Annotated in this window: 13 protein-coding genes and 1 pseudogene; 8 read left to right on the plus strand and 6 right to left on the minus strand. The window is 71.5% G+C overall.

All coding sequences use genetic code 11. The features are described 5' to 3' along the window. The first annotated feature begins 23 nt into the window (after positions 1–23). From polA to ID574_RS44020, 5 genes are all read left to right on the plus strand, one after another. Positions 24–2714, plus strand: a complete 2691-nt coding sequence (gene polA, locus ID574_RS44000; protein ID WP_188194994.1) for a DNA polymerase I — start codon at positions 24–26, stop codon at positions 2712–2714. A 132-nt stretch (positions 2715–2846) separates the two neighbouring features. After that, on the plus strand, positions 2847–3941 hold the full coding sequence (locus ID574_RS44005; protein WP_188194995.1) for a polysaccharide deacetylase family protein: 1095 nt from the start codon (positions 2847–2849) through the stop codon (positions 3939–3941). Positions 3942–4133: 192 nt separating this feature from the next. Then, positions 4134–5615 carry a 30S ribosomal protein S1 gene (rpsA, locus tag ID574_RS44010; RefSeq protein ID WP_188194996.1) on the plus strand — a complete coding sequence of 494 codons (1482 nt, stop codon included), beginning with the start codon at positions 4134–4136 and terminating at the stop codon, positions 5613–5615. A gap of 166 nt (positions 5616–5781) precedes the next feature. Continuing rightward, positions 5782–5967, plus strand: a complete 186-nt coding sequence (locus ID574_RS44015; protein WP_188194997.1) for a hypothetical protein — start codon at positions 5782–5784, stop codon at positions 5965–5967. A gap of 70 nt (positions 5968–6037) precedes the next feature. Then, on the plus strand, positions 6038–6511 hold the full coding sequence (locus ID574_RS44020) for a GNAT family N-acetyltransferase (protein WP_188194998.1): 474 nt from the start codon (positions 6038–6040) through the stop codon (positions 6509–6511). 427 nt (positions 6512–6938) lie between these two features. Here the strand turns inward: ID574_RS44020 and ID574_RS60735 are convergent. Next, positions 6939–7151: pseudogene (locus tag ID574_RS60735) on the minus strand (Clp protease N-terminal domain-containing protein); the annotation flags it as partial. Here ID574_RS60735 and coaE point away from each other — a divergent pair. Then, complete coding sequence (gene coaE / locus ID574_RS44025; protein ID WP_188194999.1) at positions 7123–7725, plus strand: dephospho-CoA kinase; 603 nt, start codon at positions 7123–7125, stop codon at positions 7723–7725. The pseudogene ID574_RS60735 and the gene coaE sit on opposite strands and share 29 nt — an antisense overlap. 36 nt (positions 7726–7761) lie before the next feature. Here coaE and ID574_RS44030 read toward each other — a convergent pair whose 3' ends face one another. Further along, the gene (locus ID574_RS44030) at positions 7762–8439 is read right to left on the minus strand and encodes a hypothetical protein (protein ID WP_188195000.1); all 678 of its coding nucleotides are present in this window, start codon (positions 8437–8439) and stop codon (positions 7762–7764) included. A gap of 193 nt (positions 8440–8632) precedes the next feature. Between ID574_RS44030 and ID574_RS44035 the strand changes: the two genes are divergently transcribed. After that, positions 8633–10027 (plus strand): family 43 glycosylhydrolase, encoded by a 1395-nt coding sequence (locus ID574_RS44035; protein ID WP_188195001.1) that lies wholly within the window; start codon positions 8633–8635, stop codon positions 10025–10027. On the opposite strand, the gene ID574_RS44040 is transcribed toward ID574_RS44035, so the two are convergent. Further along, on the minus strand, positions 10024–15615 hold the full coding sequence (locus ID574_RS44040; protein WP_188195002.1) for a TIR domain-containing protein: 5592 nt from the start codon (positions 15613–15615) through the stop codon (positions 10024–10026). The two genes, ID574_RS44035 and ID574_RS44040, sit on opposite strands and share 4 nt — an antisense overlap. Positions 15616–16013: 398 nt before the next feature. On the opposite strand from ID574_RS44040, the gene ID574_RS44045 reads away from it, so the two are divergent. Next, positions 16014–17186 (plus strand): ArsB/NhaD family transporter, encoded by a 1173-nt coding sequence (locus tag ID574_RS44045; RefSeq protein ID WP_223167696.1) that lies wholly within the window; start codon positions 16014–16016, stop codon positions 17184–17186. Between the two features lie 354 nt (positions 17187–17540). On the opposite strand, the gene ID574_RS44050 is transcribed toward ID574_RS44045, so the two are convergent. Genes ID574_RS44050 through ID574_RS44060 form a run of 3 tightly spaced genes read right to left on the minus strand, consistent with a single transcriptional unit; the run spans position 17541 to position 20061 of the window. Then, positions 17541–18344 carry an inositol monophosphatase family protein gene (locus tag ID574_RS44050; RefSeq protein ID WP_188195003.1) on the minus strand — a complete coding sequence of 268 codons (804 nt, stop codon included), beginning with the start codon at positions 18342–18344 and terminating at the stop codon, positions 17541–17543. Positions 18345–18354: 10 nt separating this feature from the next. Continuing rightward, positions 18355–18978: a hypothetical protein gene (locus ID574_RS44055; RefSeq protein ID WP_188195004.1), complete on the minus strand. Its 624-nt coding sequence runs from the start codon at positions 18976–18978 to the stop codon at positions 18355–18357. 9 nt (positions 18979–18987) lie between these two features. Next, the gene (locus tag ID574_RS44060) at positions 18988–20061 is read right to left on the minus strand and encodes a hypothetical protein (protein ID WP_223167697.1); all 1074 of its coding nucleotides are present in this window, start codon (positions 20059–20061) and stop codon (positions 18988–18990) included. Positions 20062–20153 lie beyond the last annotated feature (92 nt).

The following is a 20153-nucleotide window of genomic DNA, read 5'->3' on the forward strand; positions in this document are numbered from 1 at the left end:
CAGACGCAGACTAGGCTGCGGGTGTGCCGAAGAGTGAAGTGACCCCCAGCCGCCCGTGCCTGTTGCTGCTCGACGGGCATTCCCTGGCCTATCGCGCGTTCTTCGCGCTCAAGGACGCCAACCTGATGACCACCGACGGTCAGCACACCGAGGCGGTCTACGGGTTCACCTCGATGCTGACCAACGTCCTGCGCGACGAGCAGCCCACCCACGTGGCGGTGGCCTTCGACAGGTCGGAGCCGACGTTCCGCCATGAGGAATACTCCGACTACAAGGCCAACAGGAGCGAGACCCCCGAAGACTTCCGCGGTCAGATGCAGCTCATCTTCGAGCTGCTCGACATCCTGCGGATCCCGCGCCTGTCCAAGCCGGGCTTCGAGGCCGACGACCTCATCGCGACGCTCGCCACCCGCGCCTCCGCGCAGGGGATGAACGTCCTGATCGTCAGCGGCGACCGCGACACGCTGCAGCTGGTCGACGAGCAGGTCACCGTCCTGATGACGCGGCGCGGCATCAGTGACATGACGAGGTTCACGCCCGAGGCGGTCGAGGAGAAATACGGCCTGACCCCGGCTCAATACCCCGACTTCGCGGCGCTGCGCGGCGACCCCAGCGACAACCTGCTGAGCATCCCCAGCGTCGGGGAGAAGACCGCGGCCAAGTGGGTGCGCGAATACGGCTCGCTGACCGCGCTGATCGACCGCGTCGACGAGGTCAAGGGCAAGGTCGGCGACAAGCTCCGCGAGCACGTCGCCCAGGTGCTGATGAACCGGCGGCTCACCGAGCTGCTGCGTGACGTCCCGCTCGACGTCGAGCTCGACGACCTCACGCAGGGCGCCTGGGACCGCGAAGAGGTCAACAAGCTGTTCGACAGCCTGCAGATCCGCGGCGAGCTGCGCGAGCGGGTGTTCAAGGTGCTCGGCACCGGCGAGCGCGAGCCCGACCAGGGCTTCGAGGTCGAGACCGTGCTGCTCGGCCCCGACCGCGTCGCCGGCTGGCTGGCCGCGCTGCCCGAGGGCCGCGCCGGGCTCGCCTTCAAGGGCGTCTACGGCAGCGGCACCGGCCGCATCGAGGGCATCGCCGTCGCCCCGCCCGGCGGCGCCGCCGCCTACATCGACCCCGTCAAGCTCACCGAGGCCGACGAGACCGCCCTGCGGGCCTGGCTGGCCGACGAGACCAGGCCCAAGGCCGTCCACGACGCCAAGGGCCCCATCCTGGCGCTGTGGGCGCAGGGCATGGAGCTGCGCGGCCTCGCCTGCGACACCGCCCTGGCCGCCTACCTGGCGATGCCCGGGCAGCGCACCTTCGCGCTGGAAGACCTCGCCCGCCGCTACCTCCACCGCGACCTGCGGGCCGAGGAGGAGTCCAACGGGCAGGCCGCGCTGTTCGGCGACGACGAGGACGCCCCGGCCAAGGACCTCGCGCTGCGCGCCCACGCCGTCCGCGAGCTGGCCGACTCCCTCGAGAGCTTCCTCGCCGGCCGCGGCGGCACGCAATTGCTCGGCGACGTCGAGCTGCCGCTGCTGCACGTGCTGGCCGAGATGGAGCGCGCGGGCATCGCCGTCGACAGCGAATACTTCGCCGGCCTGGAGGCCGAGTTCGGCGCCGCGGTCAAGCACGCGGTGGAGGAGGCCCACCGCTCGGTCGGCGAGCAGTTCAACCTGGGCTCGCCCAAGCAGCTGCAGGAGATCCTCTTCACCAAGCTCAACCTGCCCAAGACCAAGAAGATCAAGACCGGCTACAGCACCGACGCCGACCAGCTCGCCTGGCTCGCCACCCAGACCGACCACGAGCTGCCCACGATCATGCTGCGCCACCGCGACCAGCAGAAGCTGCGCACCACGGTGGAGGGCCTGATCAAGGAGATCGGCGACGACGGCCGCATCCACACCACGTTCAACCAGATCATCGCCGCCACCGGCCGCCTCTCCTCGGAGAAGCCCAATCTGCAGAACATCCCGATCCGCACCGCCGAGGGCCGCCGCATCCGGCAGGGCTTCGTCGTCGGCGAGGGTTACGAGACGCTCCTGACGGCCGACTACAGCCAGATCGAGCTGCGCATCATGGCCCACTTGTCGGGCGACGAGTCGCTGATCGCCGCCTTCGAGTCCGGCCACGACTTCCACCAGGCCACCGCGGCCCGTGTGTTCAACCTGCCGCCCGAGCAGATCGACGGCGAGCTGCGGGCCCGCATCAAGGCGATGAACTACGGCCTCGCCTACGGCCTGTCCGACTTCGGGCTGAGCGGGCAGCTCAACATCGCGGTGTCCGAGGCGCGGGCGCTGAAGGAGGAATACTTCCAGGAATTCGGCGGCGTGCGCGACTTCCTGCACGCCATCGTGGCCCAGGCCCGCAGCGACGGCTACACCGAGACGATCATGGGGCGCCGCCGCTACCTGCCCGACCTCACCAGCGACAACCGTCAGCGCCGCGAGATGGCTGAGCGGATGGCGCTCAACGCCCCCATCCAGGGCTCGGCCGCCGACATCATCAAGGTCGCCATGCTCAACGTCCACCAGGCGATGCGCGAGGAGGGGCTGGCCTCCCGGATGCTGCTGCAGGTCCACGACGAGCTCGTGTTCGAGGTGGCGCCCGGGGAGCTGGAGCAGCTCACGCAACTCGTCTGCGACCAGATGAACGCCGCCTACCACCTGCGGGTCCCGCTGGAGGTCTCCGTGGGCGTCGGGCGCACCTGGGAGGACGCCGGGCACTGACCCCGGCCTCGGGGCGCGACGCGGCATTCCGCGTCGCGCCCCGAGGCTGTGTCCGACTCCTTCGCACGCCATCAGCGTCAACAACGTGCACTACCCTGAAGTGTCTTTTTCCCCGAGCGGCACGGGAGTTGTGTGCGCACGTCAGCGTCGCTCACGCGGATCATCGGTCTCGCGAACGTCGTCGTGGTCACCGTGGCCATCATCGGGTTGAGCCTCATGCCGTCCCCGGTCCGGCCGCATGCCGGGCCGCCGGTCCGGGCGAAGACCGAGGAGAGCACTCCGCAGCCCAGCCTGACCCCGGTCGGCCCGCCGCCCGGCATCGTGGCCACGCCCGAGTTCGCCAGGCAGGTGCGCGCCAACGAGCTCGGGCGGGTGCCGATCCTGATGTACCACCGGATCGTCCGCAAACGGATGGCCTCACTCGACCGGACGCCCGACCAACTGAGGGCGGAGCTGGAGAAGCTGGCGAAGAAGGGATACGTGCCGATCACCGCCAGGGAGTTCGCCATCGGCGACATCCGGGTGCCGGCCGGCAAGTTCCCCGTCGTGCTGACGTTCGACGACGGGCATCACAGCCACTTCGCGCTGGACGCGAGCGGCAACCCCGCGCCGGACACCGCCGTGGCGGTGATCCAGGAGGTGGCCGCACGCCATCCGGGGTTCCGGCCGGTCGCCACGTTCTGGATCAACAAGGAGCCGTTCGGGCTGCGCGACGAGGCGTCCCAGGCGGCCGCCGTGCGATGGCTGGTCGACCACGGCTACGAGGTGGCCAACCACACCTGGGGCCACCCCAATCTGCGCGCGCTCAAGAAGAAGAAGGTCCGCGAGCAGATCGTCCGGTTAGAGCGGCTGCTCAAGAAACTCGGGGTGCCGCCGTCCAGGACGATGGCGCTGCCGTACGGGGCGATGCCGCACGGCAAGAAGGTCGCGCGGCGCGGATCTTGGGACGGGACACGGTATGATTTCGCCGGCGTGTTCCTCGCGGGAGCCGAGCCGTCGCTTTCGCCCTACGCGAAAAAATTCGACCCCGGGGCGATCCAGCGCATCCAGAGCAACGGCAAGAAGGGCGAGTGCCGCAAGTGGTGCTCGCAACACTGGCTGGAATGGCTGGACAAGCACCCTGGCGAGCGCTACGTCTCCGACGGGGACCCCGACCGGATCTCCATACCGGGGAATCTAAGAGGTAATATCATCGCCAAGCGAGGGCTCCAGGTCATCGCGTACTGACCGCTCCCCGGATTGACCCCGTGCCCCAGGTCTCATATGCTGATCGCTGCGCTGTGGGCTCGCGCGCGCCTCAGACGGAGCGGGCTCGCGCTCGGTCACGTCGATGTCGTAATTCCTCGGCTTGATGCGGAAGAGGGCCTGCCGCGCATCCGCCACATCGACATCCTGTCCGCGTTCGGAGCAATTCCACACATGACGTCCAGCACTGAGGCCACCTCGAGCACCCCGCAGGTAGCGGTCAACGACATCGGGTCCGAGGAAGCCTTCCTCGCCGCGATCGACGAGACCATCAAGTACTTCAACGACGGTGACATTGTTGAGGGCACCGTCGTCAAGGTCGATCGAGACGAGGTCCTTCTCGATATCGGCTACAAGACCGAGGGTGTCATCCCCTCGCGCGAGCTTTCGATCAAGCACGATGTCGACCCGGCTGACGTCGTGGAGGTCGGCGAACACGTCGAGGCCCTGGTTCTCCAGAAGGAGGACAAGGAGGGTCGCCTGATCCTGTCCAAGAAGCGCGCCCAGTACGAGCGCGCCTGGGGCACGATCGAGAAGATCAAGGACGAGGACGGCATCGTCACCGGCACCGTCATCGAGGTCGTCAAGGGTGGTCTCATCCTCGACATCGGCCTGCGCGGCTTCCTCCCGGCCTCCCTGGTCGAGATGCGCCGTGTCCGCGACCTGCAGCCGTACGTCGGCCGCGAGCTCGAGGCGAAGATCATAGAGCTCGACAAGAACCGCAACAACGTGGTCCTGTCGCGCCGCGCCTGGCTCGAGCAGACGCAGTCCGAGGTTCGCCAGACGTTCCTCAACACCCTGCAGAAGGGTCAGGTCCGCAAGGGCGTCGTCTCCTCGATCGTCAACTTCGGCGCCTTCGTCGACCTCGGCGGGGTCGACGGCCTGGTCCACGTGTCCGAGCTGTCCTGGAAGCACATCGACCACCCGTCCGAGGTCGTCGAGGTGGGCCAGGAGGTCACGGTCGAGGTCCTCGACGTCGACATGGAGCGCGAGCGCGTCTCCCTGTCGCTCAAGGCCACCCAGGAAGACCCGTGGCAGCAGTTCGCCCGCACCCACCAGATCGGCCAGGTCGTGCCGGGCCGCGTCACCAAGCTGGTGCCGTTCGGCGCGTTCGTCCGGGTCGAGGAGGGCATCGAGGGCCTGGTCCACATCTCCGAGCTGGCCGAGCGCCACGTGGAGATCCCGGAGCAGGTCGTCCAGGTCGGCGACGAGATCTTCGTCAAGATCATCGACATCGACCTCGACCGTCGTCGCATCAGCCTCTCGCTGAAGCAGGCCAACGAGGGCGTGGGCGCCGAGGTCGAGTTCGACCCGACGCTCTACGGCATGGCGGCCACCTACGACGAGCAGGGCAACTACATCTACCCCGAGGGCTTCGACCCGGAGACCGGGGAGTGGCTCGAGGGCTTCGACAAGCAGCGCGAGGAGTGGGAGCGGCAGTACGCCGAGGCCCAGCAGCGCTTCGAGGCCCACAGGAAGCAGATCGAGGAGGCCCGCAAGGCCGAGGCCGAGGCCGGCGACGCCGCGCCCTCGTCCTACAGCGGCGAGACCCAGGCTCCGCAGGGCGGCTCCTCGTCGGCTCCCGCCAGCGGCGCGCTCGCCTCTGACGAGGCGCTCGCGGCCCTTCGCGAGAAGCTCGCGGGCGGCCAGAGCTGACCTTGAGGCCCTAGGCCCATCGTGAAAGCCCCGCACGGCGACGTGCGGGGCTTTTCGCGTCCTGTGGGGGTACAGGTCGTGAGGGGCTGTGCAGTCGCCAAACGGGCCGCGTCAACGACGGATCAGGTGACGCGGCGAATCCGGGTGACGTGGCCGGACTTCCGCTGTGACGGGACTTGCGCTGCGGCGGGGACTCGTGCTGCGGTGGGGACTGGTGCTGCGGCGGATCGCCGAGCGCAAGAACGACATCGTGTACTGGGGCGAGGCGCACAGCCCGAGCCGCATGCTCACCATGGCGGCGCCGGACACGCTCGTCGAGGGAGTCCGGGCGTTCTTCCGCATCGTCCGCTGACGGGGGGAAGGCCTTACCCGGCGGGCGGACAAGCGCGCCGGGGCCGCGTCCGCCCGATAGGGTGCTGCGGGTGACGATCGAACGGGCGGTGGCGGCGGACGCGGGGGAGATCCTCACCGTGCAGCGGGCGGCGTACGTGAGCGAGGCCCAGCTGTACGGCGATCCGTACATCCCGCCGCTCGTGGAGTCGCTGGAGCAGTTGCGCAAGGTCATCGAGACCGCCGTCGTGCTCAAGGCGCTCGACGCGGGGCGCATCGTCGGCGCGGTGCGCGGTCAGATGTCCGGCACCACCTGCCTGGTCGGCCGGCTCGTCGTCGCGCCCGACCGGCAGGGTCAGGGGCTGGGCACGGCCCTGCTGACCGCGCTGCACGAGCAGGTGCCGGAGGCCACGGCGTTCGACCTGTTCACCGGTCACCTGTCGGACGCCAATCTCCGGCTCTACCGCCGCCTGGGCTATCGGGAGACGCATCGCGAGCGGATGGACGATCACCTGATGATGGTCCACCTGCGTAGGCTGCCAGATCGATCCCCTCCTCAGCGATGATCACGGCGCGGGCCATGTCGTCGTCAACCCAGTTCCAGCCCCACCGCCACTCCGAGCCCGCCGGGTGCTCGGCGTTGAGCCGGTCGAGCAGCGGCCGAAGCCTGGACGCGGGCACGACGATCTGGTGGCCGCCGCGCCACGGGACATGGACGGGCGGGTCGATCGGCGGCGCCTGCACGCCGTGCGCGCGCAGCGCCTCCACCACCCTGGCCGGGTCCAGGCCGAACACGTGCAGCGGCGTCGCCTCCCTGTCCCGGGCGTCGTACGCCAGCGCGAGCAGCCAGTGCTCCGGCGCCGGGCTCCGGTGACCGGCGGCGAGCGCCAGGCCCGTGGCGATGCCCTCCAGCTTGTGGAAGGCCGGGTTGGCGAAGCCGCCCACCCCGTGGCCCGGTCTCGCCTCGTGACGCAGGCACTCCAGCGCCTTGTCCCGGTCGAGCCCGGCCTCGGTGAGCACGCGGGCGGCGATCGAGTCGCCGGCGAGCAGCGCGAGCACGACGTGCTGCGGCCCCACCCAGTCGTCGCCGGCCGCCGCGGCCTGCTCGTGCGCCACCCGTAGGATCGTGGTCGTCATACCTTGATGATGACTCCATACCCTTCGGTAGGCTTTTGCGGTGCTGAAGATTGGGCTCACCGGCGGCATCGGCTCCGGCAAGAGCGAGGTGTCCAAGCGGCTGGCGGCCAGGGGAGCCGTCGTGATCGACGCCGACAAGATCGCGCGTGAGGTGGTCGAGCCCGGCACGGCCGGTCTGGCACGGGTGGTGGCCGCGTTCGGCGACGAGGTGCTCCATCCGGACGGCTCACTCAACCGGGAGAAGCTCGGCTCCCTCGTCTTCGCCGACTCCGAGAAGCTGGGCTCGCTCAACGCGATCGTCCATCCGCTGGTTGGGGAGCGGGTGGCCCAGCTGCAGGCGGAGGCGGCCGACGACGCGATCGTCGTCTACGACGTGCCCCTGCTGGCCGAGAACAAGCTGGCGCCGATGTACGACGTGGTCATCGTCGTCGACGCGGCCGACGAGGTGCGCATCAGACGGCTGGCCGCGCACCGGGGGATGGCCGAGGCCGACGCCAAGGCCCGCATCGCGGCGCAGGCGAGCCGGGAAGACCGGCTGGCGGTCGCCGACATCGTCATCCCGAACGAGGGCTCGCTCGAGGAGCTGGACGCGCGGGTGAGCGACGTGTGGGACGACCTGCTCAGCCGGGCCGCCCGCGGCTGAGGGCCACGCCGGAGGGCGGGTCCGAAGCTCCGGCGGCTAGTCGTCCGTCTCGGCGGCGTCGTCGTGCGGGGGCTCGGTCACCTTCCTCGGCGCCCGGCCGGACGGTCGCCCGCTCCGGCGCTGGGCGGCCGACGTGGGCTGGGACGCCGCGGGGGTCCCGGTGGGGGAGGTCGCCGGCGTCCCGGTGGGGGAGGAGGCCGGCGTCCCGGTGGGGGAGGAGGCCGGCGGGCTCGTGAGGCCGGTCTCGACGGTGTCGATCACCACGGTCTTCTTCCTCGGGCGGACCGCCTGCGGGCGCACGGAGCGGGCTCGTGGCCCCCGTACCGGGGCCGTCCGCGCCGCGCCCTGGGGCTGGACCGCCCCCGGGGTCGTCGGGACGCCGGCGCTCGACGGCGGTGCGGTGGGGGTCGGAGCGGGGCGGACGGGCGCGCTCGCAGCCGGTGCGCTGGGGGCGGGGGTGCCGGAGTTCGGCGAAAGCGGGACCGGAGTGGCCGCGGGGCTGCGGGTGAGGGCCGCCGCGGGAGGCGTGGTACGGCCCTCGGCCGGGCCGGGGACGGCGTCGAGCGTGGTCTGGAAGCCCGGGACGCCGATCAGGACCCCGGCCGCCGCCAGATTGACCACGCCGACCAGCACGACCGCGACCTTGACGGCCCGCGACCGCCCGTCGGAACGCCGCTCGCCGGGCTTCGGTGCGAAGTCGCGCTCACCGGTCACGAGCGCGACTCCCGGCAGGTAGCCATGTGAGATCCCTTCGCGATGCTCGGCTTCATCGAAACGATCTAGGCATGGATCTTTCCACAGTCGCGGGACTCCAGGGGTGACTGTCGCACATTCCCGCCGTTGACGAGCATGACGTTCATCCGTGACCATCGGAAAGATCGCCCGACAGGATGGGGAAGGACCGTTGATGCCGCGCTTGACGCTGTGGTGTGCCCTCGTGGCCGTCGCCCTGAGCACCGTGGCCGGGCCGGGGCCGGCGGCCGCCGCCGATCTCACGCAGACGTTCAGGAACCCGGTCAACCCGAGCGCCGACCCCAGCCTGATGTACCACGACGGCAACTACTACGTGGCCACCACCCGCGGCGACCGGATCGGCGTCTGGAAGTCCCCCAGCCTCGCCACCCTCCTGGTCGCACCCGAGCAGGTCGTCTGGCGCGACGGCGACCCCAGCCGCAACAAGCAGATGTGGGCGCCCGCCTTCCGCCACGTCGGATCCCGCTGGTACATCTACTACACGGCCTCCGACGGCGTCGACGCCAACCACCGCATGTACGTCCTGGAGTCCACCGGCGACGACCCGATGGGCCCGTACTCCTTCAAAGCCAAGATCGCCGACTTCGGCGAATACGCCATCGACGGCGAGCCCATCACCCACAACGGGCAGTCGTACTTCGTCTGGAGCGGCCCGGGCCGCGGCCAGGGCGGCCCCGCGCAGCTCTACATCGCCCGCATGAGCAATCCGTGGACGGTCACGGGCGGCCGGGTGGCCATTCCGGCGAGCGGCGGCTGCACCGAGGTGCGAGAAGGGCCCACGCCGCTCTACCGCAACGGCAGGACATTCCTGACATATTCGACGTGCGACACCGGCAAGCCCGATTACCAGCTCTGGATGAAGAGCATCGCGAACGGCAAGGACCCCATGGTGGCGGCCAACTGGACGCAGCACGCCGGGCCGGTGTTCGCGCGCAACGACGCCACCGGCGTGTGGGGGCCGGGGCACCACTCGTTCTTCCGCTCGCCGGACGGCACCGAGGACTGGATCGCCTACCACGCGAAGAACACCGACGTCTACACGTACGCCTTCCGCACCGCCCGCGTGCAGAAGTTCACCTGGAACGCCGACGGCACCCCGAACTTCGGCCGCCCGCGCGGCGCCGGATCCACCCAGCAGCTGCCCTCCGGCGATCCCGGCGCCGCCACGTCGGTGATCAACGACACCGACGCGCAGGTCGCGTACGCGGGCGCCTGGCAGTCCGGCTCCCAGTGCGGCACCCAGTGCTTCTGGGGCAACGACCACTGGAGCGGCCAGGCGGGCGCCACCGCGACGATCCGCTTCACCGGCACGCGGGTCGCGCTGCTGAGCGTGCGCGACGCCGGCAACGGCATCGCGGCCATCTCCATCGACGGCGGCCCCGAGCAGCGCGTGGACCTCTACAGCGCCATTCGCGTCGGCGAAGAGCTCAACTACGTGAGCCCCGTCCTGCCGGCGGGCCCGCACACGCTGCGGGTCCGCGTCACAGGGGAGAAGAACCCCGCCTCCGACGGCACCGTGATCAGCCTGGACCGCATCGAGGTGTACTAGAAAGGCGAGTCGAGCGCCACCGGCCGCACCCCCGTCAGGTAAGGATCCAGCTCCCCGAGCTCGAACCGCGACATCCCGATGACGTGCCAGAACTGCCCGCCCGGCTCGCCCTGGATCTTGTAACGGCCGTCGGGCGCCAGCGCCGCCCACCCCTCCGGCAGCCCCAGCAGGGTCGCCCGCCGCTCGGCCCCCTCCCAGAGGATCACCACGCCGTCGTCGCCCGCGCTTGCCAGCAGGTCGGAGGAGGGGCTGAAGGCGACCGACCACACCCGGCGGGCGTGCCCGGCCAGCGCGTGCAGCTGCCGCCCGCTCGCGGCGTCCCACACCCGCACCATCAGGTCGTCGCCCCCGGTGGCCAGCCGTTGGCCGGAGGCGTCGAACGCCACGCTCCACAGCCGCCCGGAGTGCCCGTCCAGGGTGTACACGGGCTGCCGCTGCCAGTGCTGTCCCGGGCGCAGCTCCCACACCATGGCCCGGCCGTCGTTGCTCGCGGTGGCCAGATGGCGGCCCGAAGGGGAGAAGGCCACCGAGTAGACGCGGTCGGTGTGCCCCTCCAGGATCGCCACCCGGCCGCCGGAGGCCACGTGCCAGATGCGGACGAGCTTGTCGTCGCAGCCCGTGGCGACGTACGCGCCGTCCGGGCTGAACGCGATCGACCGCACCCGTCCGCGGTGGTCCATGAGGTTGGCGGCCAGCCTGCCGGTCGGGCGGTACCAGATCCTGACGCTGTCGTCGTCGTTGGCCGTGGCCAGCATGTTGCCGTCCGGGCTGAACGCCTCGGCCCAGACGTGGTCGGTCTCGGCGTTGAGCTCGCGCTCGTAGTCGCCGGTCGTGGCGTTCCAGAAGTGCACGCCGCCGTCGTTGCTGGAGGTGGCCAGCACCGGCCCGGCGGGGGAGAACAGGGCCGAGATCAGCCGGTCGGAGGTGCCGCTGAACTCCCGCAGCCGCCGTCCCGTGCGCGGCTCCCACACGCGGACGACGCCGTCGTTGCCGCTGGTCGCCAGCATCGACCCGTCGGCGCTGAACCGCACCGACGAGATGCGCCGCCCGTGCCCGCGCAGCACCCGCTGGCACTGGCCCGTGTCCGGGTCCCACAGGCGCACGGTGCCGTCGTTGCTGCTGGTGGCCAGCTGCCGGCCGTCGGGCCGGAACACGAACGGCCACACCGAGCTGCGGTGTCCGGCCAGCTCGACCCGCTGCCCGCCCCCGGCCTGCTGGAGCCGCTCGCCGCCGACGGCCTGCAGCCGCACCACGCCGCCGGAGTCGCCGCTCGCGAGGACCTGCCCGTCGGGGCTGAACGTCACCTGGTAGACGGCCGCCGCGTGCGTGGTGTGCGTGCCGAGCGCCTGCCCGGCCGGGTCCCACAGGCGTACGGCGCCGGCCGTGTCGCCGGTGGCCAGCAGCGACCCGTCGGACGCGAACGCCACGCAGTAGACGCTGCCCGCGTGCCCGGTGAGGGTGTGCAGGAGCTCCCACGTCGAGGTGTCCCAGAGGCGGACGGTGCCGGCCTCGTCGCCGGTCGCCAGCAGCCGGCGGTCGGGGCTGGGCACGGCGCGGTAGACGCTGCCCCGGTGCCCGTCGAGCGTCCGCCGCACCCGCCCCGACTCCAGGTCCCAGACCCGCACCGCGCCCGCCGAGTCGCCCGTCACGAGCGTCGAACGGCCGAACGCCGCCGTGTAGACGGGCGCCTGGTGCCCTTCCAGCTCGTGGACCGGCCGCCCGGTGGCCGTCTCCCACACCCGGACGAGGCCGTCGCCGCCGCCCGCCGCCACCAGATCGCCGTCGGGGCTGAGGCGGACCGGCCAGACGCCGTCGGGGTGGCCCGTGAGCGTGCGCAGCCGTTCGCCGGTGAGGGCGTCCCACAGCAGCACGGTGCCGTCGCTCGCGCCCGTGGCCAGCAGGTCGCCCGCGAAGGTGACGGCGTAGACGCGGCCCCCGTGGCCCTGCAGCGTGCGCACGGGCGCGCCGCCGACGCACAGCAGCACGCCACCGTCCTCGTTGCCGATGGCGAGGGTGGCGCCGTCGGGGCTGTACGCGATCGGCTCCGGCAGGCGGCTGGTCTGGAAGTGGTAGCCGTACGGGACGCCGATCCCGGCCGGCGCGAACTCCACCTCCACCTGCTGCCCCGGCACCACGGCCGCGCCGTGCAGGTGCGGCAGCGTGCCGGTCACGTTGATCAGCGACGCCCGGTGCCAGCGGGCGCCCTCGACGGCCACGTCGCTCATGTCCACCTGCGCCAGCCGCGCCCCCGACAGGTCGGCGCCGGTCAGGTCGGCCCCGGTGAGCACGGCACCGTCCAGCCGCGCCCCCACGAGCCTGGCCTCACGCAGGACGGCCCTGGACAGGTTCGTGCCGGCGAGCGTGGCCTCGGACAGGTCGGCGCCGGTCAGGTCGACCTCCCGCAGGTCTCTGGCCGACAGGTCCTCGCCCTTGAGGTTCGCGCCGCGCAGGTCGGCGCGGGCGGGGGTGCGGAGCCTGGCCGCGATCTTGACGGCGTTGGCTCTGGAGACGTCGTCGGCGGGCGGATCGGCCACCCACGCGCGCAGCGCCCGCATATCGGCCAGGTCGCACAGGAACTCCACCGTGAGCGCCGACAGCGGCCGGCGCGACAGCGGCGCGAGGTCGTCCCGGGCGATGTGCCGGGCGATCAGCCACTCCATCACCGAGGCGTGGATGAACCCGAACATCCCCTCCTCGGTCCGCACCAACAGGCTGCCCGAGCCCATCGCGTGCGCGGCGTGCGCCGCCGACAGCTGCCCGCCGGCCAGGTCGGTCAGCGTCTCGCCGATCTCGGTCAGCTCGTCCACGCCCAGCAGCGACTCCCCGGTCTCCCACAGCCGCAGGGCGAGGAGCGTCACCACCCGCCACAGCTCGTCGGTGCTGAGCGCGGCGGCCGAGCCGGGGACCTTGGCCCGCCGCTCCTCGAAGGCCAGCCACGAGCCGAGGATCTCCTCGTACAGCAGCGCCGGGCTGATCGTGTGCCGGGCCCCGGCCACCGTGCGCAGCCGGTCGGCGTCGAGGTCGGCGATGAAGCTGAGCATGCGCGGGTTCTGCGCGAGCGCGAGCAGGTCCTTGATCTCGCCCATCAGCGACATGCGCGCCTTGGCCTCGTCGCCGTCGTCGAACCGGTTGGCGAGGTAGGAGCGGATCTGGTCGTGCGTGAAGTCCTCGACGCTGAGCACCCGCCGCTGCGGCAGCACCCCCACCATCTCTCCGAGCGAGGTCAGCACCTGGCTGTGCGACTTGAAGTGCTGGGTGCGGCTGGCCACCACGATCTTCGCCTTGTCCTCGGCCGCCGACAGCAGCGTGGCCAGGTGGTCGGCGGCCCGGTCGTACGTCAGGCGGGTCACCAGCTCGTCGAACCCGTCGAACAGCAGCACGATCCGCCCCTGCCGCAGCAGGTAGCGGAACGCCTTGAGGTCGATGAACTCCTCGCCGTGGCTCGCCAGGTGCGCCGCCACCAGCGCGTCCACCGAGTGCGCCTTGTCCAGGGCGCGCAGCTCGATGAAGATCGGCGTCAGGTGCGGCAGCTCGGCGGGGATGCGGCGGGCCAGCTCGCGCAGCGCGAACGTCTTGCCGTGGCCGAAGTCGCCCAGTAACAGCAGGAACCGGCCGTGGTCGGCGGCCAGCAGGCGCATCAGCTCGTCGGTCAGCCCGTTTCTGACCTGGCTGCCGGGCCGGTCGAGCTCGCGGTAACGCTGCGGCACGTACAGGTCGGGTGGGTAGCGGCGGTCGGTCGTCAGCCGGGCGGTCTGCTCGGCGACGTATCCCGTCAGGTCGAGCAGGCCCTGGAACTCGGTGAAGCTGCGCAGCCGCACCCCCTTGCGCATCAGGTCGTCGCGGACCGCGCGGGGCGCGGGCGGGCCCTGGTAGACCAGCTCGGCGGCCAGGCCGGCGGCGTGCGCCTGCCGGACGAAGGCGTCGACCGCCTCGCCGGTCAGCTCGCCGGCGTGCGCGCCGATCATCGTCTGCCGGACGAACCCGTCCTCCGGGTGGGTGACCACGAGATGGGAGGCGAACCTGCGGATCCTGGCCCGCTCGTGCCGGGCCTCGCACACCTCGGTGATGCGGTCGAGCAGCAGCTCGACGGGGCTCGCCTCGCGCTCTTCCGGCTTGGGCCCGGGCGGCGGGACGGGCTCGGCCTCACCGGTGAACGTCGCCCGCGCGGCGCGCCACGTGTGCGGCACCGGCTCCGGCACGCCCTCGTCGGGCCGCCACACCCGCAGGCCGTCCGGGGTGATCTCGACGACCTGGTGCCGGCCGGCGCGCGGCGCGGCGATCCGGCCCTCGCCGCCGTCGCCGGAGCCGCCGTGGAAGACCAGGTTGAGCCGGTGGGCCAGCAGCCGCTCGAACGTCGGCGCGTCCCGCAGCTCACGCGGCGGGTGCCCGACAGCGCCGAGCCGCAGCCACCCGGTCTCCTCGTACGGGCGCAGCCGCTCGGCGAACCAGGCCGCCTGCGCCTCGCCCAGCAGCGCGTACGCGTCCCGCTCCAGATGGCTCATCGCCATCGTCGAGTTGAGCCCCGCCACGACCACCCTCAGATCGGGCACCTCGAACAGCGTCCACGGCTGCCCGCCGTCGAACACCCGGTCGTCCAGCCCCTGGTAGACCTCGCCGAACAGCCCGGCGAAATGCCGCCACTTCGGCCAGTAAGGCGGTTGCGGGCTCACGTCGTCGGCCTCGCAGGTCATGAAGTACGCGCTGGCGGCCGCCTTGGTCACGTCGCGCGGCCCCGGCAGCAGCACCAGCCGGTGCGGCTCCAGCCCGAGCAGCAGCCGCAGGTCGGTGACGAACCGCGTCGCCTGCCCGAACTGCCCCAGGCTGCCGGACTCCGTCAGATCCCCGCTGACGACCATGAGGTCGGGACGGGGCATGCCCCGGTCCTGCATGGCGGTCAGATCCGCCCAGATCCGCGCCTGCATGTCCTCCGGCGTGAACGGGTCGCCGGGATCGGGAAGCCCCCGGCCGAACCGGGGGCCGCCGATGTGCAGCACGCTGACCGACTCCCGCCCGCCGTCCGGGCGCGCCGCGGGCGGGAACTTCGGCGCCGTGACCGGCGTGCGGCGCGCCCTGGCCCGCTCGGCCGGCGGCGGCAGCGTCGGCGCGGCGGCCGGCACGGTGGACGACCCGTCGGGGAACGCCGGCGCCGACTCCGGCTTCGCCCGCCCGGCCAGCGCCTCCCTGACCCGGCCCAGCAGCAGCGCCCTGGCCTGGCCCGGGTCGGTGACGCCGAGCAGGTCGACCCAGGTGATCGTGGACAGCAGGCCCTCCAGCTGGACGTCCTCCAGCCGGATCGTGACGAGCTTGTTGGACGGGTTGTCCGGGTCGGCCCGCAGTGCCGCCTGCCACTCCATCCGGCCGTACCGGGAGGTCAGGTAGTTGCGCGAGAGCACCGCCACGACCAGCTGGGCCTCGCTGACGCCGCGGTCCATGAAGTCGATGAAGTTGGTGCCGGGCACGAAGTCCCACGCCTGGATCATCGTCTTGTAGCCCGCCGCCTCGAGCTCCCAGGCGATCCACGTCGCCCAGGCCGTGTCGGCCGGGGAGTAGCTGACGAAGATGTCGGTCGGCCTGCCGTCACGTGCCATGCCGCCCAGTATCCCTTCCCACAGGCGCCTGCGCCCCCGTCCGGCGCCTCACCCTTCGCTCACCCGCCCGACCATGATTCCACCCGCCCCACCCCGACGAACCCCATCCGCCCCCATGGAGCCCCATCCGCCCGGCCCCGTGTACTCCGGCTGCCCGGCCTGCGTGGGACCGGATCGGCCTCACCTGCGTGGGACCGCTGCTGTCCCGGCCCGTTGGACGCCGCCGCATCCGCCCTACCACCCGTGGGAGCCGGCCGTCCACCCTCCGGTGGGACCCTGCCGTCCTGCCTCAGCGGGCACCCGCCCTTTCCACCCCCAAAAGGGCCCCAGCCGGAGTGCGGCGAGGGCGACCCTCCCGAGGCATCCGCAAGACGAAGCTATGTGCGATCATCGTTCGCGTGTTGCGGCGTCTTGGCGTGCTCGACTGGATCAGGATCGGGCTGCTGCTTCTGGGCCTGGTCTTCGTGGCGACCGGGCTGCTGCCCTGGGAGGCGGCCACCGAGAGCATGGACGAGATCGGCCCCCTGCTGATCTTCCTGGTCGCGATCATCGTGGTGGCCGAGCTCACCAAGGAGGCCCAGGTCTTCGACGCCATCGCGGCGCGCATGGCGGTGCTGGGCCGCGGCAATTACGCCGCCCTTTTCTTTCTTTGTGTAGCTTTCGCATCTTTTGTCACGATATTTCTGAACCTGGACACGACGGCGGTCCTCCTCACCCCCGTCATGCTCGCCCTGGCCCCCAAGGCCCGCATCGCCGCCCTGCCGCTGGCCATGACCACGATCTGGCTGGCCAACACGGCGAGCCTGCTGCTGCCCGTCTCCAACCTGACGAACCTCCTCGGCATGGAGAAGATCGGCCTCGACGCCCAAGAGTTCGCCGCCCGCATGTGGTCGCCCCAGATCGCCGCCATCGCCGTGACGATGGTGTTCCTGTGGGTGTTCTACTGGCGGCGGGGCGAGCGGCGGGACCTTCGGTACACGCCGCCGGTGCTGGAGCCGGTCGCCGACCGGGTGCTGTTCGGCGCGGCGTCGGCCGGATGCCTGCTGTTCATCGCCTTACTGCTGCTCGAGGTGCACGTCGCCGTGGCCGCCACCGCGGCCGCCGTGATCGTGCTGGGCGCGTTCCTGCTGCGCGCCCGCGAGCGCCTGACGTGGAGCCTGATCCCCTGGCAGCTCGTGATCTTCGTGACGGGGCTGTTCCTGGTGGTGCCGACGTTGAGCCTGCACGGCATGTCCACCCTGATGACGTGGCTGATCGGCGCCGATGGCAACCCCTACCGCACCGCCGCCGTGGGCGCCGGTTTGTCCAACGTGATCAACAACCTGCCCGCCTATACGGCGGTCGAGGCGGTCATCCCCGCCGCCGACCAGGACCGCCTGCTGGCCCTGCTGGTCGGCACCAACGTGGGCCCGGTCGTGACGCCGTGGGCGTCGCTGGCGACGCTGCTGTGGTTCGAGTCGTGCCGCCGCCACGAGGTCAAGGTGCCGATGCGCCGCTTCCTGCTCACCGGCACCGGGCTGGCCGTGGTGGGGCTGGTCGCCACGGTGTGGGCGCTCGTGAACGTGGGCTGAGCGGCGCTCACGCGGCGGCCAGCGCCGACGCGTAGGCGTCCGCCACCGCGCCGAGCGCATGCGTACGACGTACGTCTCCGGGTGGTCGCCCGCCTCCTGTGCCACGTACGCCGCGCACCACGCCGGGTCGCCGCCGCACGCGCACAGCCGCTCGTCCACGGCCTCGCGGATCTGGTACGGGGACAGGTCGTCGGACGGCTGCAGGGCGGTCGTGAAGAGCACCTGCGCCAGTTGGGTCGTGGTCATCATGTCCGGCTCCTCTCGACGGTGCCGTGTCTCCGGCACCCTCTAAGTAGACGTCGGACGGGAGCGGAACTCATCGACGAAGGACACACAATATCTGCGGATTTTTCCTCAGTCAGGGAGGAGGGCGAGCAGCCCGGGGATCGCGCGCGGGTGGGCGGCGACGAAGCTGCGCCGCTCGGCCGGGGCGTCGATGCACGCCTCGAACGGGCCGCCGTCCAGTGTCCTGATCTCGATGCCGGCCTCCTCGGCGAGCAGCGCGCCGGCCGGCAGGTCCACCAACTCGGCCCGATAGCCGACGATGCCGTCGATGTCGCCGCGCGCCAGCATCGCCCACGCCAGCAGCGGCGCCCACAGCTGCAGCATCCTGCGCGCATGGAGCTCCAGTGCCTGCTTCAGCGCGCGCACGGTCGCGTCGCCTCTGCTCACCCCGTGCCCCTGGGTCCAGGCCAGCAGCGGCCCGTGCGGGCTCGGCGCGTACGGCGGCGCCAGGCGCACCCCTCCCGAGGAGAGCGCGCCGCGCCCCCTGACGGCCGACCAGGTCTGGGCGGAGACAGGATCGTGCACCACGCCGAGCACCGGCAGCCCGTCCCGGCACAACGCGATCCCCACCACGAACGCGGGCAGCCCGATCGCCACGTTGTTGGTGCCGTCCAGCGGGTCGACCAGCCACGTCCACTCGCCGTGCCCGTCGCCGACCAGCCCCGACTCCTCGGCGATCACCGAGTGCGACGGATAGGCGGTCAGGATGCGCTCCAGCAGGAGTTTCTCCGAGGCGAGGTCGAGGTCGGTGACCACGTCACCCCCCGCGCCCTTGGCGCGCACCCCCACGACGCCCCGCGTCCCCTCCAGGAGCAAGGCCCCGGCGGCCTCGGCGGCCTCGACGGCGACCGTGCGTGCGTGGTCCAGGTCCATCAGGTGCCCCTCAGGTCAGGTGCGCGGTGATCAGTCGTACGGCCAGCGCGGTCTCGTCGGCGTCCAGTTGCTGCCTGGACACGTGGTGCGGCCCGGCGCCGAGCGGGCCGAGCGACAGGTCGCGCCCGCCTGGCCGGCCCCTTCCGAGCGCGATCGTGGCCGCCTCGCCGCCCTCGGGGACGACGCTGCTGTGGAAGCGGTCGGCCGGCAGAGTGTACGTGTCGCCGGGCCCGAACACCTCCACCAGCCCCGTCGCGTGCCGCACGGTGCGGCGGGTGGGCGAGATGCGGTCGCCGTCGGCCCCGCTGACCACCTCGAACACCCGGTGCGTGGCGTCCGCGCCGGCGTCGGTGACCACCGCGTGGACGTTGCGCACCTGCCCGTAGAGCACGTGGCTGACCAGGTCCCAGCTGTGGCAGTGGATCTGCGAGGTGGTGCTCTCGGCGTGCGCGAGCGAGTCGGACCACAGGTGGATGCACACCCCCTCGCCGCCGCGAGCCCGGTCGCGCTCCAGCGGCAGGCAGACGAACCCCAGCGGGTGGCGCACCGCGGTCACCGGCCGCGAGAGCGCCTCCAGGGCCCACGACCGGGCCTGGCCCTCGATCACCTTCTGGTGCACGTCGTGGTAGCTCATGGCCCATGCTCACGCGCCGTCTCGTCGATGAGGCGCCGGCCGCGCCTCACCGTAGGGATCCAGGGCGCGCAGCGCCTTGCGGGCGATGTCCACGACGTCGTGGCCGTTGTAGGACTTGGGCAGCGGCATCCCGATGCGCTCGAAGAGCTCCTGCACCTCCTCGATGGTGGGCTCGTCGCTCAGCGGCACCTTCTTGTACATCTCCAGCGGCACCCGCCGCGCCTGCTCGAAGCTGAGCCGCAGCTCGGTGTCGCAGTTTTCGTAGTAGAACGTGCCCGCCAGCGCCGTCATCGCCATGTTCGGGTCCTCGACCGTCATGATCAGACGGGTGGTCGACAGGTCCCAGCGGAACGTCGTCATCGTCTGCGACAGGCCCACTCCGATGTCGAGCAGGCCGTAGCGCTGGCGGTGCCAGAAGGCGGCCAGGATCGTCGCGTACGACTCTTTCCTGACCCGGTCGGTCGTCCAGGTCTCGCCGGTGCCGTCGGGGAGGTCGGACAGGGAGCGGCGGTAGTGGGCGTACGTCTCGCACACCTCGGTGTCGGACGGGTCGATCACCTCGATCCTGACCGTGAGGGGGCGTTTGTCCCTGCGGGCGGCGGCGACGCACTCGGGCAGGGTGACCGCGCGCAGATAGGTGCCGGTGCCGCCCTTGAAGGTCCACCGGGTGGTGTCTTTGCGGGCCTCGGCATGGGACTGGGCGATCTCCTGCCGGCTGCCCAGCACCCGGACGAGCTGCAGCGTGTCCAGGGCCCTACGGGTGCTGTGGGCCAGGCTCTCGATCTGCTCCAGGCGGGCCAGCCGCACCGGCAGCTCCGCCAGCGCGCCCGAGGTGATCGTCTTCTCGACGGGGGCCTGGCGGGCGCGGTCGCGCAGCAGCGCGGTGGCCACCAACGCCATGATCACCAGCGTCGCGGCGGTCACGAGCTGGCGCTGGATGTCCTGGCCCTTCTCGCCGAAGATCTCGTGGGGCATGATGCCGAGCACGCCGACCACGATGGCCAGGCAGAGAGCGATGGCGCCGTCGGCGTTCCGCACCGCCCATGGGGCGACCCGCTTCACCGCCGCCATGAACCGTGCCATCGTACGCCCCGTCGCTCGACGATCAGTCAGTCCCCGACGTCATGGTAACGAGCGGGCCATGCGACCACCAGAGAACGATCACATGGCGAATC

The sequence above is a fragment of the Nonomuraea sp. SYSU D8015 genome (assembly GCF_008065375.1).
Classification (GTDB): domain Bacteria; phylum Actinomycetota; class Actinomycetes; order Streptosporangiales; family Streptosporangiaceae; genus Nonomuraea.

Coding starts and splice junctions, on each gene's coding strand:
- rpsA (WP_188194996.1), top strand. CDS start 4,134: ATGACGTCCAGCACTGAGGCCACCTCGAGCACCCCGCAGGTAGCGGTC.
- ID574_RS44050 (WP_188195003.1), bottom strand. CDS start 18,344: ATGGACCTGGACCACGCACGCACGGTCGCCGTCGAGGCCGCCGAGGCC.
- ID574_RS44060 (WP_223167697.1), bottom strand. CDS start 20,061: ATGGCACGGTTCATGGCGGCGGTGAAGCGGGTCGCCCCATGGGCGGTG.
- ID574_RS44035 (WP_188195001.1), top strand. CDS start 8,633: ATGCCGCGCTTGACGCTGTGGTGTGCCCTCGTGGCCGTCGCCCTGAGC.
- ID574_RS44055 (WP_188195004.1), bottom strand. CDS start 18,978: ATGAGCTACCACGACGTGCACCAGAAGGTGATCGAGGGCCAGGCCCGG.
- ID574_RS44040 (WP_188195002.1), bottom strand. CDS start 15,615: ATGGCACGTGACGGCAGGCCGACCGACATCTTCGTCAGCTACTCCCCG.